Raw genomic sequence first — 23,269 nt, forward strand, 5'->3', positions numbered from 1 at the left:
AACCTACTCCCGATGAAAAAATTTATATTCACTATATGTACCGCATTATTACTACTGTCTTGTGACGATCAACCTGTTACTGTTCAAGATAGTATGGGCCAACTCAATAAAATAATGGTTGTTATTGAAAATGAAGATTGGGATGGACAAGTAGGTGATACAATACGCAATGTGCTGGCACAATCTGTCGTAGGTATTGTAAGAGATGAACCTCTATTTACTTTGAATCACGTAAAACCTAGGAGTTTTAAAGGCGCTATTCAAAAATCTCGTAATTTTTTACAGATCAAGAAATCCGATAGTGTAAAAGTGAGTGTTAAGGAAAACCCGTATGCAAATCCTCAATTGGGAATTATTGTAAGTGGTCCAAATCCTGATGCTGTGGCACAAGCTGTTTACGACAATCAAAATGATATCATTAAACTATTTACTAAAAGTGAGGTTAGCTACAAAAAAGGTTTAATGGATAAGGTGGCGCTTAATGTAGACCGAATTAAAAAGCGTTTTGGTATTGATCTTACTGTGCCTAGAGCTTATAGATATGCAGCGGTAAATGACCCTGATTTTGTATGGTTGCGTCGTAATATTCCCGAAGGCACAATGGACCTTATGATTTACGAGGTTGACCGATCATTAATCACTCGCGATTCAAATACTGTGTCACAAATTATAAAGGTTCGTGACAGTATAGGCGGTTTAAAAATTCCAGTGGATGAAGGTGGTGTTTTTCAAACGGAACCTATATTCACTCCGTCGTTATTTGAAAGTGAGGTGGCTGGTGCTTTTGCCTTTGAAACTAGAGGTACTTGGGAAGTGAAAAATATGTTTATGGCAGGACCGTTCATAAACTACGCAGTGTATAATAAAGAACGTGACAACTGGCTTATTTTAGAAGGTTATGTGAGCGCACCAAATGCAGATAAGCGCAATTACCTTTTTGAGATAGAAGCTATTTTAAGGAGTGCTAGTTTTGTAGCCGCTCCCTAGCGAATAGGCACTAATGGTAAAGAATAAAAAAACCGCTTAGAAACTTTCTAAGCGGTTTTTTTATTTTATAAGAAGGATAGAACTAGCTGTTAAGGCTGTTATTGTTATCTTCTTTTTTTTCATCATCTTTTGTAGCGTCTTTAAACTCCTTAATTCCACCACCTAGACCTCTCATTAATTCAGGTATTTTTTTACCACCAAAAATTAATAAAACAACCAGCGCAATTAAAACGAACTGCCATGGTCCAAACATTCCTAAGAAAATACTAGCTAACATTGCTTTTAATTTTAAAATACAAAGATACAATTCTACGTGGTTATAGACACTTTTATACTGTTATAGTTTAAAGATTAAGTGTTAAACCCTTCTCATTTAAAGAGAATCATGATTTTTAATGGCTTTTAATTGAGCTTCAATTAAGGCAAGTTTATCCTCAAAACTATCGGTTAATTCAGGCACACGTCTAAAAAACACATAACGCACTCGCCACAATTGTTTAATTTCTTTCAAGGTGACTTTAATATCATCAATATTTTTATGATCTGCTCTTAAAACTATTCCGTTTTCAGTTGTGTATAGCCTACGTAAGATAATGTGATCATTGATCAAGGCAAAAGCAACAGTACCGTTATTTAGTTTCTGGATCACCTTGTTGGGCACTAATTCACCAACTACAATATCCTTTGGATAAAACCCTTTATCATGACTGGTCATTTCTAGATTGTTTACAGTAAAGCCTCTAAATGTTTTTTCAGTATTTATTGGAAGAGATAAACTAGGCATATCTTTTACAAAAAACTCATTATCAAAATGAGCTATGTAATCTTGATAGTTTTTTGCGGTAATACAAGGTACTGTGGCAAATTGTTCCTTTTCTAGATCTTCTGGGTCTAGAGTAATATTGTCATTGAATCTTAATAATTGATTCACTGTTAATTCTGAGGTAAGTAAATCATCTATAGAAATGCTAAAATAATTAGCAACCTTTATTATTGTTTCAATTTTCGGTTCGCTTCTACCTTCTTCATAGGCACCTAAAGTACCTCTTTTTAAGTCAAATAGGTCTGCAAATGCCTGTTGACTTAAGCTCTTGACACCTCTAATTTTTTTGATGTTTTTACCGAAAAATGACATAAATTGCTAATTTTATTTGCAAGATTAAATTTTTATTGTATCTTTACGCTATCAAAATTAGCAATTACCAACCAATTAAGCTAATATTTTGAGTAAAAATTGCTATGAAAGGAATTATTAAGGGTCTAACCAGCCCAATTCCTTTCTTTAAAAAATTGTTTAACCAAAAACTATAACCATGATTAACTTAGTAGTATTTGTAATCGAACTGGCCGCTAGAATTTTTCTAGCATGACAAGGTCTTTTTTTGTAATATTATCGTAATTCAAAACAGTGTTTTTTTATGCGGTAATTGAAAGAAGAATTACTTTAAATTAAAATAGACCAAAAGAAAAATGAACGACCATTACCAAAAAATCAAAGAATACCTTCAACAACTAGATTTTGATATTACTCGAGAGAATCCATCTTCTGGAATTCTTGTAATTGAAAAAGAAGATGTAGGTATCAAAAATCTTATCATGGGTATTGCGCCACCTATTCTTATAATGGAGCAATACATTTTTAAAATAAATAACCATAGAGATGAGGTTTTTAAAAGTTTACTACAAAAAAATCGCGATATTATTCATGGTGCTTTTGTGCTAGACGAGACTGGTACCAAGGTGATTTTTAGAGACACCTTACAAATTGAAAATTTAGACCTGAATGAGTTAGAAGGATCGCTTAACTCACTCAGCTTACTGTTAAGTGAATACAGCGACCAGATAATTACTTTTTCAAAGTATTAAAAAACATTGTTATGAATATTTTTAGAAGACTATTTAAAATAGGAGAAGCACACGCAAATAAAGCTGTTGATAATCTTGAGGATCCTATTACCATGACCGAACAAGGTATCAGGGATATGAAAGAAGATCTTAATAAAAGTGTCGAAGCTATGGCACAAGCTAAGGCATTGGCAATAAGATCAAAAAATGATTTAAATGCTTATCAAGAAAAGGCTAAAGACTATGAGCAAAAAGCGGTTTTAATCCTTAAAAAAGCTCAAAAAGGAGACATCTCTACAGATGAAGCGGATCGATTGGCCAAAGAAGCCCTACTTAAAAAGGAAGAGACTCAAGCAAAAATCAATCAAACTCAAGAGGAAACTGAAAAGTACGAGAAAAATGTTGAAAAGCTTAAATCTTCTATCGACACGATTAAAGGTAACATTACAAAATGGGAAAATGAACTCAAAACTCTTAAAGCAAGAGTAAAAGTAAGTGACGCCACAAAAAATGTGAACAAGCAAATGGCCGAGCTTGATAGCGCTGGTACAGTAAGTATGCTAGAACGCATGAAAGAAAAAGTCGCTCAAGAAGAGGCACTAGCTGAAGCTTATGGTGAAATGGCAGATCAAGGTAAAAGTATCGATCAAGAACTTGATGAGGCAGCTAGCTCTACCGATGCGCAAATAGATGATGAATTAGAGCGTCTTAAAAAGCAACTTAATTCTTAAAATGAATGAGTGGCTATATCCTTAGTCACTTCAATCAGAATTCCATTATGAAAAATTTGAATTATAGCTGTGCAAAGTGCGGTCATCATCAATATGAAACAGGTGAAATGCGCGCTACAGGTGGTACCTTGTCCAAAATCTTTGACGTTCAAAATAAAAAATTCAGTTATGTAGCGTGTAAACGCTGCAAGTATACTGAGTTTTATAAAGCCAGTACAGGAGCATTAAGTAACATCTTTGATTTTCTAACTAATTAAAAATTGTAACCAACAAAAACCAATAACTTGAATAATTTCCTAGATCTCATATTTTCCGATGTAAACAGCATCCTTACGGTTTTAATTATACTACTGGCTATCTATTGGATTCTTACTGCAATAAGCGGTGTAGACTTTGATTTAGACGTAGATATTGACATAGATGTGGATGCTGATATGGATCTGGATATTGATACTGTAGATCCAGGAAATATCGAGTTTGGTGATGTTGCAAGTTCCGAGGTGCAAAAGGAACACGTCGTTAACAAAGGAACCAGACGTCTTAAATGGTGGCAAATTGTTTTGATTTATTTCAATTTTGTAGGATTGCCATTTATGTTCACTTTCACCTCATGGATATTTGTATGGTGGATATGTACCCTACTAGCAACAGATATTACAGGTACTGAAAATAATACGATAGGTTTCTTGTTTATGCTAGCCTTACTTATTCCTAGCTTGTTCCTTAATAAACTATTTACTACACCATTTAAAAGTTTCTTTGCAAAACTTAATAAAAATGGTGACGTACCAGTAGATTTTTTGGGACGTACTGCAACTTTACTTAGCAGTATTTCAGGTGAAAAATTAGGTAATGCAGAGGTGGTCGTAGATGGAAACCCAATGAGTATCTATGTGAAATCTTTAGATGGTTCGCTATTAAGCTTTCGCGAAAGCGTACTCATAATCAAGCAATCCCAGGATAAAAATTACTATTACGTGAGTAAAGAATAACAAACGTATCAAAAGTGACAGTTACACTTAGGTACTCTTTAATAAACCTTCAATAACAATTAATTTAACTAACTAAAAATTTAAAAACGCATGAATACAGGAGCCATAGCAATTGCAGTAGTGGTAGGTATAGTAGCCATTATTGTAATTTATTTTTTAATCATAGCCCTTTTTTACAAAAAGGTACATCAAGGTGAGGCGCTAGTGCGCACCGGTTTCGGTGGTACCAAAGTAGCAACAGACAAAGGTCTTTTTGTTGTCCCAGTATTTCACCGTGTAGAGGTCATGGATATTTCGGTAAAGAAAATCCAGATCGAGCGTATGAATGTAGAAGGACTTATCTGTAAAGACAACCTACGTGCTGATATTAAGGTAGCTTTCTTTGTACGTGTAAACAATGAAGTGGACTACATTAAAAAAGTAGCTCAAACCATAGGTGTTCAACGTGCATCACGCATTGAAACCTTAGAAGATCTTTTTGAAGCAAAATTTTCTGAAGCGCTTAAAACAGTAGGTAAAAAGTTTGATTTTATCCAGCTATATGAAGCTCGTAGAGAATTTCGCGATGAAATTGTAGACATAATCGGTACAGATTTAAATGGGTATACACTAGAAGATTGTGCTATTGATTACCTAGAACAAACCGCTGTTAGCCATTTAAAGCCAGACAATATTTTAGACGCAGAAGGGATTAAGAAAATTACCGACTTAACGGCTGCGCAAAACATCAAGGCTAACCTCATCAAACGTGATGAAGAAAAAACCATCCGTAAGCAAGATGTAGAAGCTCGTGAAGCAATTCTTGAGTTGGATAAGCAATTAGCTGAAAAAGAAGAGCAACAAAAACGTGAGATAGCAAATATCAAATCTCGTGAAGAAGCAGAAACATTAAAAGTAGCAGAAGAAGAACGTCTGAAATCAGAAACAGCTCGCATTGCTACAGAAGAGAAAGTAAAAGTTGCCGAAGAAAACATGCAACGCCAGATCATCGTTGCAGAGAAGAACAAGCAACGTACCGATGCTGTAGAGGCAGAACGTGTAGAAAAAGATCGCTTACTTGAGGCTACAGAGCGTGAAAGAGTTGTGACGCTAGCCCAAATCGAAAAAGAAAAAGTAGTTGAGGTAGAGAAAAAGAACATTCAGGATGTAATACGCGACCGCGTTATGCTTGAAAAAGGAGTGGTTGAAGAGCAGGAAAACATGAAAGACATTGAAGCTTTCAAAACTGCAGATCGTATCAAACAAGTAACTATCACTAATGCCGAGGCTGCCGCTCAAGAAGATCTCATTAAAACCATAAAAGCTGCCGAAGCTCAAAAAGAAGCAGCTAAGCAAAAAGCCGAAGAAATCAATATCGAGGCACAAGCTCATAAAGAAGCTAGTGAGAAAGAAGCACAAGCACGTAAAATACTTGCCGAAGCACAAGCTAAAGAAGAAGCAACAGTAGGTCTTTCTGAAGCACAAGTAATGCATGCCAAAGCTGATGCCAGTGAGCGACAAGGTATTGTTGATGCAGTGGTAATCGAGAAAAAAGCTCTTGCTGAAGCCGCTGGAATCCAGGCCAAGGCTGAAGCAAAACGTAAAGACGGTCTTGCCGAAGCTGAAGTGATTAAAGAAAAAGCCCTTGCTGATGCTGCTGGAATAGAAGAAAAAGCAGAAGCTATGAAGAAATTAGATGGTGTAGGTAAAGAACACGAAGAGTTCAAACTACGACTAGATAAAGAACTTCAAGTAGACCTAGCGCAAATCAATATTCAAAAAGATATTGCCGATGCTCAAGCTAAAGTAATAGGTGATGCCCTCAAGGCTGCAAATATTGATATAGTAGGTGGTGAAACCATGTTCTTTGACCAAATCATTGGACAGATTACAAAGGCTAAAGGTTACGACCGTTTAGTAAGTCATTCCGAAACAGTAACTGAAGTTAAGGATGCAATCCTAGGTAGTGATGATGTAAAAGGAAATCTACTAGATAAGGTTAAAGAGTTTACAGATAAATACAACATCAGTTCAGAGGATATTAAGAACCTCACCATCGCAAACTTGTTGAGCAACTTACAAGGCAAGTCAAACGATGGCGACGAAAAAACCATGCTAGGTAACCTTATGAACCTGGCAAAAGGGATGGGATTGTCTAATAAGAAGTTAGGGAATATTTAAAAGTTGTGATAGGGCGCTCCGCTGCTCGCAAGAGCAGCGGCAGGCTATCCACTATATCTTTTGAAAAACTCATAGGTTATAATAACTATGAGTTGTCAAAAGGATGTCGTTACTATCCTTAGCGCAGTTTTTCACTCTATATTCATTTTTACCATTCTACAGACTTAACATTCATGGCGACTACACCAAAAGATACCACACAACTAGACTCAGGAACCTACGAGATTATTCAAAGTAGGCTGCAAAAACAAAAAACCGATTTGCAGCAACGTTTGTCTCGACTTAATGAAGCTCGTAAAAAAGTTTTTGGATCACTAGAAACCAGACTTATAGCAAACGACCGCATTAATACAGAAAACAACTGTATTGCGCAGGACATCATTGCATTAGGTAACACTTGTATTTTTGGATATAATGTACATTTTGGGTTGCGTACTCAAATTCAGTTGAGTGATGTATTTAGTATTTACACTTTTGAAAAGGTAGATGGAGAGGTGAGTTTTCGCGCAAGCGAGAAAGGTCTGCAGCTTTTAGATGATGCTGTTTTTAAGACTGATTTTGAAAATCTATACAAGTATTATAGAAATACCGTGTTTACAAAGTTTGCCATTATGGGGAACTACTTGCACATGGTTTTTCAGCTTAGTGATTCGGTAACAGATATTAAAACCTTTAAATGGCTCATTAATGGTGAACATTTAGAATATGTGGATAACCGTAGCGAGCATGAATACAAATTTCCATCACAATACGGTTTTCAATGGGTACAAGCAGGTCGCGATGATCAACGTTATGGCGAGCATGCTCATGTATCTATAAAAGACAAGGTTTTTGTTGAAACTATAGGTGGTGATTTAACCATTAAAGTAGAAGATAACACTAGCGATGGTTTAGGGATTTATAATGAGCCCGTAGAACATCGTGATCAAACACTAGATGATGGACAATACAGATTTGCCGACCTAGGAAACCTCATTATTCTTGAAATAAAACCCTTTCAAGAACAGCCTAGATATTTTGTTTACAATCATAAAATACAATCAGTAGAGAAAATTGATAGTATTTCACAAGCTGCGGTGTTACTACCCGATGATCAAGGGATTATTTTCCCTAGTGGTTATTACTTACAAACAGGTGAGTATAATGTATTCCCAGGCGATGTAGGAAGCCTTAAATTTCAGCAACGAGTGGCGTCACCTAATGGTGAAGACCACTTATATATTTTCTATAATCAAGAGAAAGGTATATATGTTTTAATGGCCTATAATGTCATAGAGCAACAAGTACAAACTCCTATTATTTGTAATGGGTTTACACTGTTAGAAGGTGGTGAGCTTGCTTATTTTAGAACCGAGGATGAGCAAACAAAACATCACATGATGCAAATATGGCAAACACCCTTTTTAAAAGGTGACGTGCTGCCATCTGAACATCAAGACACCTTACTCTTTAAAATAGGCAACAAAGACATTGTAAAGGCCATGGCCGAGTCGAATGAGCTCATCACTCTTCTCAATAAAGAGGATAGCTATGAAGGTCTTTATGACGATATCGCACGGGCATCAAAAGATGTTATTGACGCCTATTATTGGTTAAATGAGGAGGAAACCCAGCAGCTTTCAATACCCCTTAAAGAAATTAACAAAGCAGCCAATGCTGCTGTTGACGAATTTGAAAAGGTTAAACAATTGCGCAAGCAAGCTGCCAAGGAAACCCATTCAATCAGTAAAAAATCTGAAGAGCTTTTTAATAAAATTAAAAGTACTTCTTTTAAAAGTATTCAGGACTTTGTACAGCTGCTTACACAACTTAGAACCTTACGAGGTGAAGTCATAAGCCTCAATGAAATAAGGTATACCGACGATGCTTTTATAGAAGAAAAGGAACAGCAAATTGTAGAACAAAATGAACTAATCTCACGTAGAGCGGTTACTTTTTTACTGCAGGATACAGCATTGTCACCCTACCACCAAGCGGTTGAAGAAAAACAGGAGCAGCTAGAAAAAGTAGACAAGGTTATTGATATTAAACAGCTGGAAAAAGAGGTAAATCAAATTGCCGAAGATCTAGAACTGCTCATTGACATTGTTTCTAATTTAAAAATAGAAGACACTTCACATTCTACTAAAATCATTGAAAATATTTCATTGATATTCGCTACTATAAACCAACTTAAGGCTGCTCTTAAAAACAAAATAAAAGCAGTAGGTAAGAAGGAAGCTCAGGCAGACTTTGCTGCTCAACTTAAGTTAGTAGATCAAAGTATTATCAACTACCTTGATATTGCCGATACTCCAGAGAAATGTGATGAATTTCTAACCAAAATTTCGATCACTCTTGAGGAATTAGAAGGGAAATTTGCCGACTTTGATGAGTACATCACCACTATCATTGAAAAACGTGAAGAAGTTTATGCGGCTTTTGACTCACGTAAAAACAGTCTGGTTGAAGCTCGTAATAAAAAAGCAATTTCATTACAAAATGCCGCAAATCGAATCATTAAAGGAGCTCAAAAACGAGCACAATCACTAGCCAGTACGGTTGAAATTAATGGATACTTTGCTAGTGATTTAATGATCAATAAAGTTCGTGACATCATTAAACAGTTACAAGAACTAGATGATGCTGGTAAAGCAGAATCACTAGAAACTGCATTAAAATCGTCAAGAGAAGATGCCTTGAGAAAACTCAAGGACAAGCAGGAGCTTTATGAAGATGGTGAGAACATCATTAAACTAGGTCAACATAAATTTGGCGTAAACAAACAACAGTTAGACCTTACCATAGTTTATAAAAATGATTCACTGTATTACCACCTTACAGGAACAGATTTTTACCAAAAATTAAATAATGAAATTCTAGAGCAATCTCGTTCACTATGGGATCAAAAACTAGTTTCAGAAAACCACGATGTTTATAGATCCAGCTACCTAGCTTATACCATATTTCAATCACAAGATACAGAGCAACTTGCGCAGTCTAGTGAAGCCGATTTGTTACAACAAGTTCAACAAATTGCGAGTCAAAATTATGCAGGTGGTTATGTAAAAGGAGTACACGACCATGATGCCGCAGCCATTTTAAATGTCTTGGTTCAAAAGCATCATGATCTTGAGTTGTTAAGATTTACGCCCAATGTAAGAGCTCATGCTCAACTTTTCTGGCAGCAGCTAGATCAGGAAATTAAAAATAAATACAACCAGATTATTAAACGTGCTGGTCACGTATTGCAAGTATTTCCTAATAGTGACAACCACATTTTTGTTATAGATCAACTCATAATTGAAATTACAAATAGCAATCAAACGGCTATAAAAATTATCGAGAAGCAAAGTGATTTTAACGAGCACATAAAGCAAATGGCTACCTATTTATTTTATGAACTCAAGGACAATGATCATTTTGTGGTGAGTCAAAATGCTATAGATCTACAAAATTCATTTGAAAAAGCACTGCAATCTCAAAATGCCTACACGCAATTCAATAGAGCGCTAGATGAGTGTGATACTCAAAAGGATAAAGTTGACACGGTGCGTCATTGGGTTTCCGCTTTCGCGAAAGCGGAACAACCACAATCCTTACAATACCACATTGAAGAATGTGTGGCACACATGCTCTATGGGTCAAGCGCTGAGGTGGTAAACAGCATAAATGCTACCCAAATCATAACTGATCTCAAAGGCACGCATAGTACTATTACCGATGGAGAATTTGAGTTTAATTACCACAGATTTGTAGCGTTATTAGATGATTATGTAAAGTATAAAGTACCAGCTTATGAGATGTTTAAAAAAACAAAGCATCAAGTAACCGAGGACCTAAAAAGCCAACTAAGACTAGAAGAATTTAAACCAAGAGTACTTAGCAGTTTTGTGCGTAATAAATTGATCAATCAGGTTTATTTTCCATTAATAGGAGACAATTTATCCAAACAATTAGGGACAGTAGGTGATTCAAAACGTACTGATCGCATGGGAATGCTGCTACTTATATCGCCGCCAGGATACGGTAAAACTACACTTATGGAATATGTGGCAAACCGATTGGGATTAATTTTCATGAAAATTAATGGACCAGCCATAGGTCATGAAGTAACAAATGTGGATCCAGAAGCGGCAACCAATGCGGCAACCAGAGAAGAACTTAAAAAGCTTAACCTAGCTTTTGAAATGGGCGATAATGTGATGTTATACCTAGATGATATCCAGCATTGTAATCCAGAATTCCTGCAAAAATTCATAAGCCTGGCTGACGGTACAAGAAAAATAGAAGGTGTGTTTAACGGTAAACCCAAAACCTATGACTTAAGTAGTAAAAAGTTTTGTGTGATTATGGCTGGTAACCCATATACGGAGAGTGGTGACAAATTCCAAATACCAGACATGCTCGCAAATCGTGCAGATATCTATAACCTAGGTGATATCATAGGCGATACGGCTCATTTGTTTGAATTATCATTGATTGAGAATGCGCTTACTAGTAATCCAGTCCTACAGCAATTAAGCAACAAACATTTTGATGACGTTTATGCTTTATTAGATAGAGTAGAGAATGGTGCGGCAGATAATGAACTTAAAGGCAATCACAGCAGTCAAGAATTAGCCGATTATGAAGCTGTTTTGGAAAAGGTGGTTCGTATAAGAGATACGGTTCTCAAGGTAAATGAAACCTATATTTCTAGTGCTGCTATGGACGATGCTTACCGCATAGAACCTAGTTTTAAACTACAAGGTTCTTATAGAGACATGAATAAACTAGTGGCCAAAATTGTTCCTATCATGGATGATAAAGAACTTACCACATTGTTGCTGTCACATTATGAAAGTGAATCCCAAACACTCACTACTGCCGCCGAGGCCAATTTGTTGAAGTATAAAGAACTTACAAGTACCCTTTCTAGTGAGGAGCAGGATCGATGGAATAGCATTAAGGAAACCTTTTTAAAGAACAACAAACTTAAGGGATTAGGTAATGACCAATCCATGGCTCAAATCCTATCTCAAATGATGGAATTCACCGATAACTTAGAAGGAATTAAAGAGGTACTGAGGAATGGTTTGAATAAGTAATTCAATCCATTCGCAACATCTCCACGAGATCATTCTCGATATCTTTTCCTTTGTCTTTGTTGTACCAGGTTTGTAGTTCTTGCTTAAATTCTGGTGATAATGAACCTTTTGCAGCTTTTTCTGCAGCAACCAGTGCTGTGGCTTTTGTAGGTCGTGGACCCCAAGTTGCTACTGGCAAATTTGTTTTAGTGTCAATTAAAATAAGCTTGGCAATTGCTCGATTCCCATTAGTAAGGAACTCATCCATCAATTTTGGATTTTTATCTCTTAAAACAACCTTGTAATTGATTTGTGCAGCTACTGCAACTTTATTTATCATGGGCATGGCATGAGCAGCATCACCACACCAGCTTTCTGTAATAACAAGGAAGTACACGTCTTTATCAAAATTTTCAAGAAATTCTTGACTTTCTGGTAACAGTTTCAAAGTTTTATCCAGTCGTCGCATTCTTTGATGATTCAATTTGGTATACTCCGCAAGAGCTTCAGTTATTTGATCTCCTGTATTAGTTTGATTAATTACGTGGTCTTCGACCAGTTTGCGATACTCTAAGTAGGAAATGGCGTTAGACGCGGCTTGCTTAATAATTTCTGCTAAATTCATATTACAAAAGTAATCTAGTACGCACCTTGAACTATGTGACTTTTATCACCTAGATAGGTATATTTTTCCTTAGGCTAGGGTAAACAGTTTACCAGGTAATGGTTGCACCACACCTTTAAGTTCCATAGACATAAGAACTGAGGCTAATTGGTGAACGGGTAGTTCCATTTCTAGCGCAATGATATCTAGTAATTCCTTATCTCGTTTTTTAAGAAATTGAAAGACTCTTTTTTCAATCTCGTTAAGCTCTACAAACAATTGCTTTTGTACCGCTATGTCACGTTCCTTCCATCCTAAAATGTAAGGAATGTCGGCAGTTTTAGTAAGCATGTGTGCTTTAGCTTGTTTGATAAGTTCATTGCAACCTATACTGTATTTGTCGTTGACTCTACCAGGTACTGCAAAAACCTCGCGGTTGTAACCATTTGCAAGATCTGCTGTTACTAGTGAACCACCTTTTGAGGCACTTTCAATAACAACTGTGGCCTCGCTCATACCGGCGATAATTCTATTACGTCCTAAAAAGTTTTTACGATCAAAAGTATCAGTATGCCAAAAATCGGTAATAAATCCGCCATTTTTCATGAGGTCCTCATTGTGCGCACTGTGATTTCTAGGGTAGGTTTGATTGAGACCATGAGCCATAACTGCGATGGTTTGTAAACCTAATTCTATAGCCATTTTATGTGCTAGAATGTCAACTCCATAGGCATAACCACTTACTATTACAGGATCGAGTGGCGCAATTTCATTCATGAATTTTTCCAAAAAAGCAGCACCTGTTGTAGTAATTTGTCTAGTACCTACAATGCTTAGAAAATAGGGATTTGAATAATCAATAGCACCTTTTTCAAAAAAAACAATCGGGCTATCAATACAGTATTTCAAACGTTCTGGATAATCATCCTGATTATAAACCTTGCATTTGATTTGATTGGCATGGATAAATTCTAATTCCTTTTTTGCTTTATCAAATAAAGTCTCTTTATGTTTTATAAAACTGGCCTTTTTATCTCCTAGACCATCAATGGCAGCAATATCCTTAACTTTTTGTGCAAATATATCCTGAGCACTACCAAATTCCCTCAACAGTTTTTTAGCCATTATATCTCCTACAAGTGGAGCTTTTTTAAGGGCTAGTAAGGCTAGTAATTCTTGTTCTTGCATGGTTTGTTAGTGATTACGCTTTCGCGAAAGCGAACTTATCTATTATCCTTCTCAAAAGTATCAATCACTTTTTCATGTGACAATACTAAGGAGCCTGCCGATGTTGACGCATTGAAATTTAAGACAAATAAAAAATTAAGGAATAAAGAAAAGTAAAAAACTCCTTCTTGTCGTTCTAGAATATTTTCTGCCAGCATCCACACGGCAAATAAGAATAGTAGAGCAACAGCTAGATAATTCTTTTTATTCAACGATTGAATCCCTAAATAGCCATAGGATAAAAAGAAGACCAATAGACCTATGAAACCTACTGCCAATATTAAGCTTAAATATTGATTATGTGTGTTATAAGAGAGATCAAACAAGGCACTTTCCTTACTGGCAAAACAATCCAATAATTCCTGCTTGCTATCACCAATTCCATAACCAAATAAACTAGCATGCGGCATTATTTCAAAACTACATTCATTAATCGTATTTCTAATAGTAACAGATTCTAGGGTTTTATGTTCAGGGTTTTTTACTATGAGCAGTTCAGAGAATCTGCTATTTATAGAAGGTACAAAAACGATGAGTCCTAAAATACAGACGAATAATCCGCTAAAAAGAATCCACAACTTGCGTTGATTTATAAGAATCGTTAACATGGCAATACCTAGTAAAAACGCCATGATACTAGCTTTAAAGGAAAAGTAAAGCAAAACGCTGAATAAGAATATAAATACCAGTGAACCACCTAGTGCTTTCCAGCTTTTTTTAGATATAAAAAACAAATAACCTGTGACAAGCGTTGCTATGGATAGGTGATAGGATAAGTACAAACTATCAATATTATTCCACAACCCTAGTTGATGTAGAAAGGATCTTTTTCCCTGTAAAATTATATCAAGATCATAATTGGAGAGCATCATGAACAAGCTTATAAGAACTAGTACGATTATGGAAGCTACATAAACTTTCAAAAAGTCTTTCAGGTGATTGCGTAAGTATTCAATCACCACAGAAGGGACAACAGCAAAGCTTAAAGGAAGTAATAATAAAGGCGCAAGTGTCCCTAATTTTTTAAGGGCATACTCGCTGTTTGAGCTATAAAATAGACTAGCCAACAAAACAAAATATATAGCAGCAGTTGCTATAAAGTAATTAACTCGAAAAACCTTTTGCTTGTTAGTTAAGCTTATTAATAATGATAAACCTACAAATATCCCTATGGTTATATTACTCACGATTTTTGGTAAAATAGGAAGAGCAAATAAAGTATAGGTAAAAAGTAAATGTATACGGTGTAAAATTCTTTTATTGGGATAGGTTTTCAATGTGTTTACTTTACTGCGAATATGAACAAAAAAGATACTACAAGCAAGATTACCTCTTACCTTTGTAACCTATGAACAATAGGAAACTTAAAGTTTTTCACGTGATTGAAGCCTTAGGTGGTGGAGTTTATAGCTATTTCTGTGATTTGACTCAGGTTTTTGGTCCTAGTGATCGAGTACAAACTACTATTATTTATAATGATCAACGTGCAGAAATAATCCCTGAAAATGTCCAAAAAGATTTTCATTCCAATGTCAGGCTACTTAAAGTTCCCATGAATGAAAATATCTCGCCATTTAACGACTATAAAAGTATAAAGGCGCTTTCTAGAATTTTTAAAAAGGAACAACCAGATGTTATTCATCTTCATAGCTCAAAAGCTGGTGTTTTAGGTAAGGTTGCAGCAAAAATCGCGAGTTCTCAAGCTCAACTTTTTTACACGCCACATGGTTATAGTTTTTTACGCAAGGACATTTCAAGCAGTAAAGCAGCGGTTTTTAAGGCAATTGAAAAAAGAATGGCTTCCTTTTATGGCTTTACAACCATAGCTTGTGGTGATACAGAATTTGATGAGGCAAAAAAACTGCATGATAGGGTAGAGGTTATTAGAAATGGTGTCCCGTACAACAAGATAAAAACCTTTTTGAATACCCAACCAACTTCAAAGTTTACTGTAGGTATTTTAGGTAGGATTACACATGCTCGCAATCCTAAGTTGTTTAATGAAATTGCTCTTCAATTACCCGATGTACAATTCGTCTGGATAGGAGATGGTATTCTCAAGGATCAAATTACAGCTCCCAATATCACAGTAACAGGTTGGTTCATGAATAGGAAAGAAGGTCTAGAGCATCTTAATAGATTGGATGTTTATTTACAAACCTCACTTTGGGAAGGATTACCTATTGCCGTACTTGAGGCTATGGTTTTTGAAAAGCCCGTGGTAGCTACCAATGTGATAGGAAATAGAGACATAGTACTACCATCTCAAACAGGGTTTTTAATCGATGACGCTACACAAGCCGTCCAAGCTATTACACAGCTATTTGACAAAGATTTGAGGTTGCAAATGGGGAAAAATGGTAGTAAACGCGTTGATGAGGTTTTCAATTCAACTAAGAACTTTTCTCAATTAATTGACTTGTACTACAGTCGTTCTTAATAAATAGCGCACTAAAAATACTTATCCACAAGGCGCTGAAGGTGATACCATCATAACGGATTAAAAAATCATCGGTAAGATTTGAGGTAAAGAACAATACAAAGAAAAACAGAACAACGCTGTGCTGTAATCTCCAGCCTAGCCACAAAATATTAAGTACATAAAGAAGCACCGCAAGCAATCCTAATAAACCAAATTTGAGTAAGAAATCTAAGTACTGGTTGTGAGTAGGAAATTTATACTTGGCTAGAAACTGCTGGTCAGTATCCAGGTAGGCCTGATTGAGCTCGTCCTTGCCATCTGCAGCGCCTACACCTATCCAAATATCTTGTTGAGCTCTTTCCCACGCTGTTTTCCAAATACTTACACGAGTCACAAAACTATTGAATACCTCACCTTCTGGATTTTCAAAATCATCAAGCTTACCTACTTTATCCATGTGAGCAAAGGTGACAGTGGTATACTTTTTTGTGATGTAAGGAAACGCTTTCGCGAAAGCGAACACCATTAAAATCAATACTGCCAGTGTACTGGCCGTGACAGTTACCAGTTTCTTGCGAGATACCTTTTTAAACAATTCTAAAAACAAAACTAAAAATATACCGATAAATGCATTTGCGACGGCAAGCCTAGTATTGATAATAAGAAGCAGAAATACAGAAATTAAAAATAATAGAGTCCTATAATTAAGGATTTTCCAGCTAGATTCGATCAAGTATCTTATAACGAGATAGGTGTTTACAACTACTAGAAAAGCCACATGCATGTTGAGAGCTGGCGCATGAACACCGGTGCTATTGGCAAAAGAATAACCCATTTCCCACAGGTGAATACCGTTCAAATATTTTAAAACGAGTTCGGGCTCAATAACTAGGAATCTTATTAATAGAACGACTAATAAACATGTGAATAATATGGAGTAGTAGGTAAGTACTTTTTTAAAATTGATTTTAATAGGTGACCCTATAAGAACAACAGGAAATAACAACATACTCATTCGTTTTTCCATGTGTTTAAATCCTTCTGATAGTTCAACATTGTTCCACAGGAATAGTACATCCAGTAGAAATGGTAAGGCGATCAAACCAATTTTCCAAAATGAATTTTTAGAAAATTTAAAAGATCTTGCGATTAACAGGTGACTTACTATAAAAAGAATGATAGCAATAGTCCCAGGTTTCCTAAACACTAGTATACTAGCTAGAATTCCTATTAATAACTCATAATTATTAAGATACCAAGACCTAGTTGTTTTTAGCCAATTTGAAAACATATCGTTTAATTTTTGTAGGTCGTTTTATAAGTCCTTTGTTATAATAAAACGCTAGCCATATCCATGGAAAAACGCCAAGTTTATGTTTTACAGCACTTCCTAAATCTGGTTCAAATACACCTTGTATAACAAAATAAGCGAATAGCAAGTGAAATACCCATTGCTCGTGAAGGTATTTCTCCTTGTTTTTTAAGACAATACTGTACAGATATAATAAGTAAATAAATAAGCCTAATTGCCATATTACAAATGCAATTACATGAGGTTTTAAAATGAATCTAAGCCCAGTGACAGGAAGGTTTACTGTGAAAAAACCATAGACTATTCCAAATGCTTCACCATGAAAGGTATCTGTTTCTACAGGTGAAACAATTATTGTATCTGCATTTGAATCTCCTGTCGCAACTCTACGTTTATTAAGAGCTTCTCTAGAGCCTTGTGACATGAACTCACCCTTAACGAGTCCATAACTTAAGGACATAAAACAGGTAGTTAAAATACCTACTACAAGTACGGTAAGAACTCGATTTTTAATTTTTATATAGCTCAGGCCGAAAATGACTAATGCTAGAAACGGTATGAGTAAAAAGTATTGTCTGTAAAACCAACCAAAAAAAGCAAGAAGTAAAAACGTTAAAGCAATTTTTAAAAACAGGTTGAGTTTTGAGATAAGAACGAGACTCAATAAATAGATGTAGATAGCAGTAATAAATTCTTTAGAAGGGAAACCTACATATATACCGAACATGAGTAAACCCAGCCAAATAATCGCGTTTTTTAAATTGAATTGATGAAAGCCTCTAGGTATTTTTAAATGTTTAAACATTGAAAAAATGATAGGTAATTGAATCAAAGCAACCGCGGGAAATGGTAGTTTACCTATACCTGATATATGATAAATCATCATAGAAAAAGGATAACTACCCAACCATCCTTTTTCATTATACCTGTCCAAGCTTATGGTATAGGCATCAAACATGAACCTATCAGGTAGGATAAAGCTAGCTAACATACCAATAACGATAGTAACGAAAGCAATTGTTAAATAAAAAAGCTTACTTTTTTTCAAATCAGTTGATTAATGAACTACAAGATTTAAATTGTCTTTTTTGTAAACATGAAATACAATAGCTAAATTCCAAAAAACCAAACAGAAAGAGCTTGCAATTGCGGCACCAATAATACCATAAATTGGTATAAGTATGAGATTAAGGATAATATTAATAAAAATGGTAATAAATATAATATTTCTAAATTGAGCCTGTTTATTAGTCATATCCATATAAATACTGGTACAACCACATATTGCATTTACGACACAACCGATTAATAAAACTTTTAAAACCATAGAGCCTTCAACGTAATTTGACCCGAATAAAGAGAGAAGAAACTTAGGCATAAATAGTAGAATTACCACTAATGGCAAACTTATAATAGCAATAGTTCTAGTTGTTTTTTTAATTAATTGGCCTAAAGCTCTATAGTCTTTTTTAAAAAAACATGTGGCTAGTTGTTTTGAAATAGAAGCTTGCAAAGTGGTTTGGACCATAGCTATCAGGCTAATAATCTTAACAGGTTGTGCATAAACAGCAACAGCTTCATTACCTTCAATATACTTTAAAAGTATAACATCAATCGATAGCAGAAGAAAAAAGCCTAATCCTGTAAGCGCCATGGGCATTGAAACCTTGTATATAGCAAAAGTTTTAAAAGATGATTTCCAATTTTGATTTTTAATTTTAGGAACGATTTGAAAGGTAGAAACAACAAATAAAATCACAAACGAAAACAAAAAGACATCTATAATAAATGCTTGATTTGAACTATTCATCAAGTATATAGCGGCACAAAATAATAGTATGTATTTAAAGATACCACGATACAATTCTGCCCACATGTTTAACTCAAAAACTCTAAACACTTCAGTATTTAAGGTGGCTCCAGCATAGAAAAACAGGCTTATGATAATTTTAAAGATGATAGAATCTGAAAAGAAATTTTGATAGAATTCAACTGGAATTAAGACATAAACAAGTAAAATAATAAAACAGAGTAGACCTATTAATTTAAGGCTATTTAAATAAACACCCAGAAAAGTATCAAACCTACCATCACTTTCCAACCTACCAGCAAACTGGATTATAGATCGATCTGTTCCCGCAACAACAATTGCTCCCAATAACAGCAATATAGTTCTAGTCAATTCAAATTCACCGACTAAATCTATGGGATAATAGTTAGTCATTGTCAATGTTGCTAGAAACAAAAGGCTTACACCTGCTAATCTCAAAGCAATTAAAGTAATTGGTTTAGATACAAAAAACCGAGTTATAACTTGTTTCATTTTCTGTAGAATTTCTGTAAACAAAAATAGCAGTACTTCAGTCCTTAATCTATGTTCTATGAAGTTATATTTGAATTCTCCTTAACCTTTCAAAATTAAATGAAGAATAAATTTTTGCTTTATATACCTACACTAGAAGGCGGCGGTGCCGAAAAAGTCTTTATAAAATTAGCATCCTATCTAATCGACTCAAACAATGAAGTTCGTCTAGTAACAGCTTATGGCAATGCATACCAAAACATACAACATAAAGGTTTAACTATTATAAGAGTTTTTAATAAAAAACCATCAAAAATTAAACTAGTGAACCTCATTCTAAGATTGTTTTTAGTGCCCTTCTTTGTTGGGCTTCAATTGATAAAATTTAAACCTAAGTTTTTTATGACTAGTGTTTTGGAAGCTATTATTTTTGGCAATTTTGCTCATTTTGTGAGTTGTTCAAAAAGTAAAATAGCTATATGTCAAGCAGGAGAACTTGCTAATGAGACGCATCCTGGAAAATTAAGTATTCTGCTCAAATGGGCTTTTAATAGAAGTCACTTGCTCATTGCAAACTCAGACGGCACTAAAACTTCAATGATTAATTTTCATAAAACTATAAGTTCAAAAATTGAAGTCATTGGAAACCCGATTTATGAGTCAAAAACAGTAAAAACTAACAATTCTGCAGGTGAACGTTACTTACTAGCCGTAGGACGACTAGAGTCTCAAAAAGATTATCCCACTTTACTCAAGTCATTTGCGCTTATTAAAGACGATTTGAATGTGAAGCTTAAAATTGCAGGCGATGGCATGTTAAAGGATGAACTTATTCAATTAACAAATGAATTAAAAATTAGCGATAGCGTCGAATTTTTAGGTTTTCTTGAGGATCTAGATAATTACTACGCAAATTGTATTGCGTTAGTTTTGAGTTCGCATAATGAAGCTTTTGGGAATGTAATTATAGAAGCAATGTCCTATGGGAAGCCTGTAATCAGCACTAGGTGTGCTGGCCCAGAATTTATTATAAATAACGATTCTCTTGGAGAACTTTGTGGTATAAAAAATCCACGATCAATGGCCGATTCAATAATTAAGGTCGTAAACTCGCCACAGAATTATGATTCAGACTTAATTATTAAAAGAGCACAGGACTTTTCATTAGAACGAATAGGCAATAAGTATCTAACTGCTATAACTGCGTTATAGGCGTTCAATCACCTTTTCTAATTCGATTTGATAAGGAGATAGTAGGTATTTGAATACCTCTTCTGTCTTTGAGGTGTCCATCACGCTATACGCAGGTCGTCGCGCAGCAGTAGGGTAGTGGTCTACGGAATGAATACCTTTTTTAAGTTCTGCCAGTTCATTTATTTTTAAAGCAAACTCATACCAACTCACCTTTCCATGATCCACATAATGATACAAGCCATACTGTAAAGGATCTTGTTTGATAACATGATGTATAAAATTGGCAACACTCAAGGCACTTGTAGGAGATCCTACTTGACTAGTTACGATATTTAATTGTTGTTGATCGGTAGTCGTAAGCCATGTAAAAAAGTTTTTACCAAAAGGAGCATACAACCATGAAATTCTAAATATATAATACTTAGAAGCTTGCATTTCAATGGCTTTTTCACCAGCGAGCTTACTAGCACCATATTCATTGATCGGGTTTGTGATATCATTTGGTTGATAAGGAATATTAGAGGTCCCATCAAAAACATAATCAGTAGAAAAATGAATTAATGTAGCATCATACTGGGCTGCGATTTGGGCTAATTTTTCTACTGCAGTTGTGTTTATTTTGAAGGCTTTTTCCCGTTGTTCTTCAGCTAGATCTACAGCTGTGTAGGCAGCACAGTTAATAATATAGTCAGGTCTTAGGGATGCAACCTTTTCTTGTACTTTAAGTGCACAAGTTATATCTAGTTCTTTACTTGTGAAAGTGAACAATTCAACACTGGTCAACCGCTTACTTATGGCTGTTCCCAGCATCCCATTTGCACCAGTGATTAGAACTTTTATCATAATTGAGATAGATATGGAGCAGCACTATCTTTTTCAGAAAGGACGACATCCTTTTCTGGTATTTGCCAATCAATAGCAAGCTGTGGATCATCGTATCTTACTGCAAGTTCGGTTTCGGGTTGATAAGTATTGTCAATTTGATAGTTCACAATCGCAGTTGATGAAAGTACCGAGAAACCATGTAAAAAGCCTCTAGGGACATATAATTGCTTGTTGTTTTCTGCACTCAATTTGATTGCAAAATGTTTCAAATAGGTTGGAGAATCTACCCTAAAATCTACAGCAACGTCTAATATCTCACCTTGCACACAACGTACTAGTTTTGCCTGTGCAGCATCTCCTTTTTGTAAGTGTAAACCTCGAATAACGCCATAGGTTGAGGTACTCTCATTAATTACAATAAACGGGTTGGATTGAGGTAACGCTTTCGCGAAAGCGAGACTATCAAAAGCAACAACAAATTTACCACGCTGGTCACCATACACAGCTGGCTCGATAACTTTACAATCCTTTAATGTTGTTTTTTTTACTATCATTTTCGTTGCGACTCTAACCTGTTAAGATAGCTCCACAATAAAGGAATTAAGGCTAGTAGCATACCGCAACCTAGAAAGATAAAGGCCAATTTGATCTTGTAATGTTTCTTCTCTACAGATCCTTTAGTAACGTATTGTGATAATACATTTACGGTTTTGGCAAACTTGTACTTATCTTCTCTAGCCTCTGAAATTTTATACAGTAGCGTTGATTTCTGACCAAAGAGATCTTTAAGAGCATCAGACGGCTTTTGATCTCCTAAATATAGGTTTGTTCCAGACGATGCGCCGCTTGTTGAATTTCCTGCAATCGCTTTTTGGTAACTAGCGATAAGTGAATCGGTTTCTTGTAATTGATATTCGAGCACTTTTAAATCAAATGCATTGTTCTCCTTTGCCGATTGACGTAAAGCTTTAATCCCTGAATTATCTTGAACCGTTACTGCCGGTTCACTTACTTTATTAACCACCTCGCGATCGGTTCCAGCAATAACTACCTTATAGAATTCATAATCGATATCTCGTTTTGCTGCTTTAAACCCTTCAAAGGTAAAATTCATGAGTGCCATGGTATCGCTTTTTCTCGCCAGTGCATCGTATTCTGCTAGTAACTCATTATCTGTATAGCTAGCCTCGATCTCAAAAGACCCTAAGGTTTGTGCCTGTTCCTCGTTAATCTCTAACTTATTGGCTAGACTTGCAAAATCCTCTTGTTCAATAAGCGACTGGTACAAGTTAATATTTGAAATAAGTTGAGCAGCACTATTGAAATTGGGTTGTACTCTAAGTATGGCATTAAAGGATTTTTTGTTTTGTAAATCCAGGTAATAACCTAATCCAGCTCCTATTAAAAACAGAACAGCTAGTAAAACTAGGTGTTTTTTCATGAATAGTAAGGTAAGAACTAGGAAGTTACCTATTCCTTTAAACACATCTCCTATGGCTTTAAAGAGATTTTTAAAACCATTACCTATCCATGTAAAAACAGGTACTAGATCTACCTCTTTTTCCTCCTGATTATTGGGCTGGTCGCTCATATGTAAGTTTTTATTGTGTCAAATATAAG

General features: G+C 35.3%; 20 protein-coding genes. 9 read left to right on the forward strand and 11 right to left on the reverse strand.

Annotated features, from left to right (window positions below; genetic code table 11):
- The first annotated feature begins 12 nt into the window (after positions 1 to 12).
- On the forward strand, positions 13 to 987 hold the full coding sequence (locus I5168_RS03925) for a DUF4837 family protein (RefSeq protein WP_431472476.1): 975 nt from the start codon (positions 13 to 15) through the stop codon (positions 985 to 987).
- 82 nt (positions 988 to 1,069) lie between these two features.
- On the opposite strand, the gene I5168_RS03930 is transcribed toward I5168_RS03925, so the two are convergent.
- Both I5168_RS03930 and I5168_RS03935 read right to left on the reverse strand, forming a co-directional pair.
- On the reverse strand, positions 1,070 to 1,264 hold the full coding sequence (locus I5168_RS03930; protein WP_042276756.1) for a Sec-independent protein translocase subunit TatA/TatB: 195 nt from the start codon (positions 1,262 to 1,264) through the stop codon (positions 1,070 to 1,072).
- A gap of 96 nt (positions 1,265 to 1,360) precedes the next feature.
- Complete coding sequence (locus I5168_RS03935; protein ID WP_431472477.1) at positions 1,361 to 2,122, reverse strand: helix-turn-helix domain-containing protein; 762 nt, start codon at positions 2,120 to 2,122, stop codon at positions 1,361 to 1,363.
- 335 nt (positions 2,123 to 2,457) lie between these two features.
- Here I5168_RS03935 and I5168_RS03940 point away from each other — a divergent pair, with 335 nt between their 5' ends.
- The 6 genes from I5168_RS03940 to I5168_RS03965 all read left to right on the forward strand — a co-directional run bounded on the left by I5168_RS03940 (position 2,458) and on the right by I5168_RS03965 (position 11,784).
- Positions 2,458 to 2,853, forward strand: a complete 396-nt coding sequence (locus tag I5168_RS03940) for a YbjN domain-containing protein (RefSeq protein WP_060523498.1) — start codon at positions 2,458 to 2,460, stop codon at positions 2,851 to 2,853.
- 11 nt (positions 2,854 to 2,864) lie between these two features.
- The gene (locus I5168_RS03945) at positions 2,865 to 3,563 is read left to right on the forward strand and encodes a PspA/IM30 family protein (protein WP_431472478.1); all 699 of its coding nucleotides are present in this window, start codon (positions 2,865 to 2,867) and stop codon (positions 3,561 to 3,563) included.
- A gap of 47 nt (positions 3,564 to 3,610) precedes the next feature.
- Complete coding sequence (locus tag I5168_RS03950; RefSeq protein WP_085775437.1) at positions 3,611 to 3,820, forward strand: zinc ribbon domain-containing protein; 210 nt, start codon at positions 3,611 to 3,613, stop codon at positions 3,818 to 3,820.
- Positions 3,821 to 3,847: 27 nt separating this feature from the next.
- The gene (locus I5168_RS03955; RefSeq protein WP_105017862.1) at positions 3,848 to 4,555 is read left to right on the forward strand and encodes a hypothetical protein; all 708 of its coding nucleotides are present in this window, start codon (positions 3,848 to 3,850) and stop codon (positions 4,553 to 4,555) included.
- 90 nt (positions 4,556 to 4,645) lie between these two features.
- Complete coding sequence (locus I5168_RS03960) at positions 4,646 to 6,715, forward strand: flotillin family protein (RefSeq protein ID WP_042276768.1); 2,070 nt, start codon at positions 4,646 to 4,648, stop codon at positions 6,713 to 6,715.
- A 173-nt stretch (positions 6,716 to 6,888) separates the two neighbouring features.
- Positions 6,889 to 11,784 (forward strand): DNA repair ATPase, encoded by a 4,896-nt coding sequence (locus I5168_RS03965; RefSeq protein WP_431472479.1) that lies wholly within the window; start codon positions 6,889 to 6,891, stop codon positions 11,782 to 11,784.
- A gap of 1 nt (position 11,785) precedes the next feature.
- Here I5168_RS03965 and I5168_RS03970 read toward each other — a convergent pair whose 3' ends face one another.
- The 3 genes from I5168_RS03970 to I5168_RS03980 form a co-directional block, all read right to left on the reverse strand.
- A complete protein-coding gene (locus I5168_RS03970) occupies positions 11,786 to 12,388 on the reverse strand; it encodes a thioredoxin family protein (RefSeq protein ID WP_431472480.1) in 603 nt (200 codons plus the stop codon).
- A 69-nt stretch (positions 12,389 to 12,457) separates the two neighbouring features.
- Complete coding sequence (gene dprA / locus I5168_RS03975; RefSeq protein ID WP_431472481.1) at positions 12,458 to 13,555, reverse strand: DNA-processing protein DprA; 1,098 nt, start codon at positions 13,553 to 13,555, stop codon at positions 12,458 to 12,460.
- 35 nt (positions 13,556 to 13,590) lie between these two features.
- A complete protein-coding gene (locus tag I5168_RS03980; protein ID WP_431472482.1) occupies positions 13,591 to 14,781 on the reverse strand; it encodes an O-antigen ligase family protein in 1,191 nt (396 codons plus the stop codon).
- A 161-nt stretch (positions 14,782 to 14,942) separates the two neighbouring features.
- Here I5168_RS03980 and I5168_RS03985 point away from each other — a divergent pair, with 161 nt between their 5' ends.
- Positions 14,943 to 16,034 (forward strand): glycosyltransferase, encoded by a 1,092-nt coding sequence (locus tag I5168_RS03985; RefSeq protein ID WP_431472483.1) that lies wholly within the window; start codon positions 14,943 to 14,945, stop codon positions 16,032 to 16,034.
- Here I5168_RS03985 and I5168_RS03990 read toward each other — a convergent pair.
- From I5168_RS03990 to I5168_RS04000, 3 genes are read right to left on the reverse strand one after another with little or no spacing between them, the layout of a single operon-like run.
- Positions 15,988 to 17,307, reverse strand: a complete 1,320-nt coding sequence (locus I5168_RS03990; protein ID WP_431472484.1) for an O-antigen ligase family protein — start codon at positions 17,305 to 17,307, stop codon at positions 15,988 to 15,990. The two genes, I5168_RS03985 and I5168_RS03990, sit on opposite strands and share 47 nt — an antisense overlap.
- Positions 17,279 to 18,376 carry a hypothetical protein gene (locus I5168_RS03995; RefSeq protein WP_431472485.1) on the reverse strand — a complete coding sequence of 366 codons (1,098 nt, stop codon included), beginning with the start codon at positions 18,374 to 18,376 and terminating at the stop codon, positions 17,279 to 17,281. Before I5168_RS03995 ends, I5168_RS03990 begins: the two co-directional genes overlap by 29 nt.
- A gap of 9 nt (positions 18,377 to 18,385) precedes the next feature.
- Positions 18,386 to 19,651 carry a polysaccharide biosynthesis C-terminal domain-containing protein gene (locus tag I5168_RS04000; RefSeq protein ID WP_431472486.1) on the reverse strand — a complete coding sequence of 422 codons (1,266 nt, stop codon included), beginning with the start codon at positions 19,649 to 19,651 and terminating at the stop codon, positions 18,386 to 18,388.
- A 99-nt stretch (positions 19,652 to 19,750) separates the two neighbouring features.
- Between I5168_RS04000 and I5168_RS04005 the strand changes: the two genes are divergently transcribed.
- Positions 19,751 to 20,842 (forward strand): glycosyltransferase, encoded by a 1,092-nt coding sequence (locus tag I5168_RS04005; protein ID WP_431472487.1) that lies wholly within the window; start codon positions 19,751 to 19,753, stop codon positions 20,840 to 20,842.
- On the opposite strand, the gene rfbD is transcribed toward I5168_RS04005, so the two are convergent.
- Genes rfbD through I5168_RS04020 form a run of 3 tightly spaced genes read right to left on the reverse strand, consistent with a single transcriptional unit; the run spans position 20,837 to position 23,240 of the window.
- Positions 20,837 to 21,667: a dTDP-4-dehydrorhamnose reductase gene (gene rfbD / locus I5168_RS04010; protein WP_431472488.1), complete on the reverse strand. Its 831-nt coding sequence runs from the start codon at positions 21,665 to 21,667 to the stop codon at positions 20,837 to 20,839. The two genes, I5168_RS04005 and rfbD, sit on opposite strands and share 6 nt — an antisense overlap.
- Positions 21,664 to 22,203 carry a dTDP-4-dehydrorhamnose 3,5-epimerase gene (gene rfbC, locus I5168_RS04015; RefSeq protein ID WP_431472489.1) on the reverse strand — a complete coding sequence of 180 codons (540 nt, stop codon included), beginning with the start codon at positions 22,201 to 22,203 and terminating at the stop codon, positions 21,664 to 21,666. The genes rfbD and rfbC overlap by 4 nt, the downstream gene beginning before the upstream one ends.
- Positions 22,200 to 23,240 carry a hypothetical protein gene (locus tag I5168_RS04020; RefSeq protein ID WP_042276796.1) on the reverse strand — a complete coding sequence of 347 codons (1,041 nt, stop codon included), beginning with the start codon at positions 23,238 to 23,240 and terminating at the stop codon, positions 22,200 to 22,202. Before I5168_RS04020 ends, rfbC begins: the two co-directional genes overlap by 4 nt.
- Positions 23,241 to 23,269 lie beyond the last annotated feature (29 nt).

The sequence above is a fragment of the Nonlabens sp. SCSIO 43208 genome (genome assembly GCF_050703575.1).
GTDB lineage: Bacteria > Bacteroidota > Bacteroidia > Flavobacteriales > Flavobacteriaceae > Nonlabens > Nonlabens tegetincola.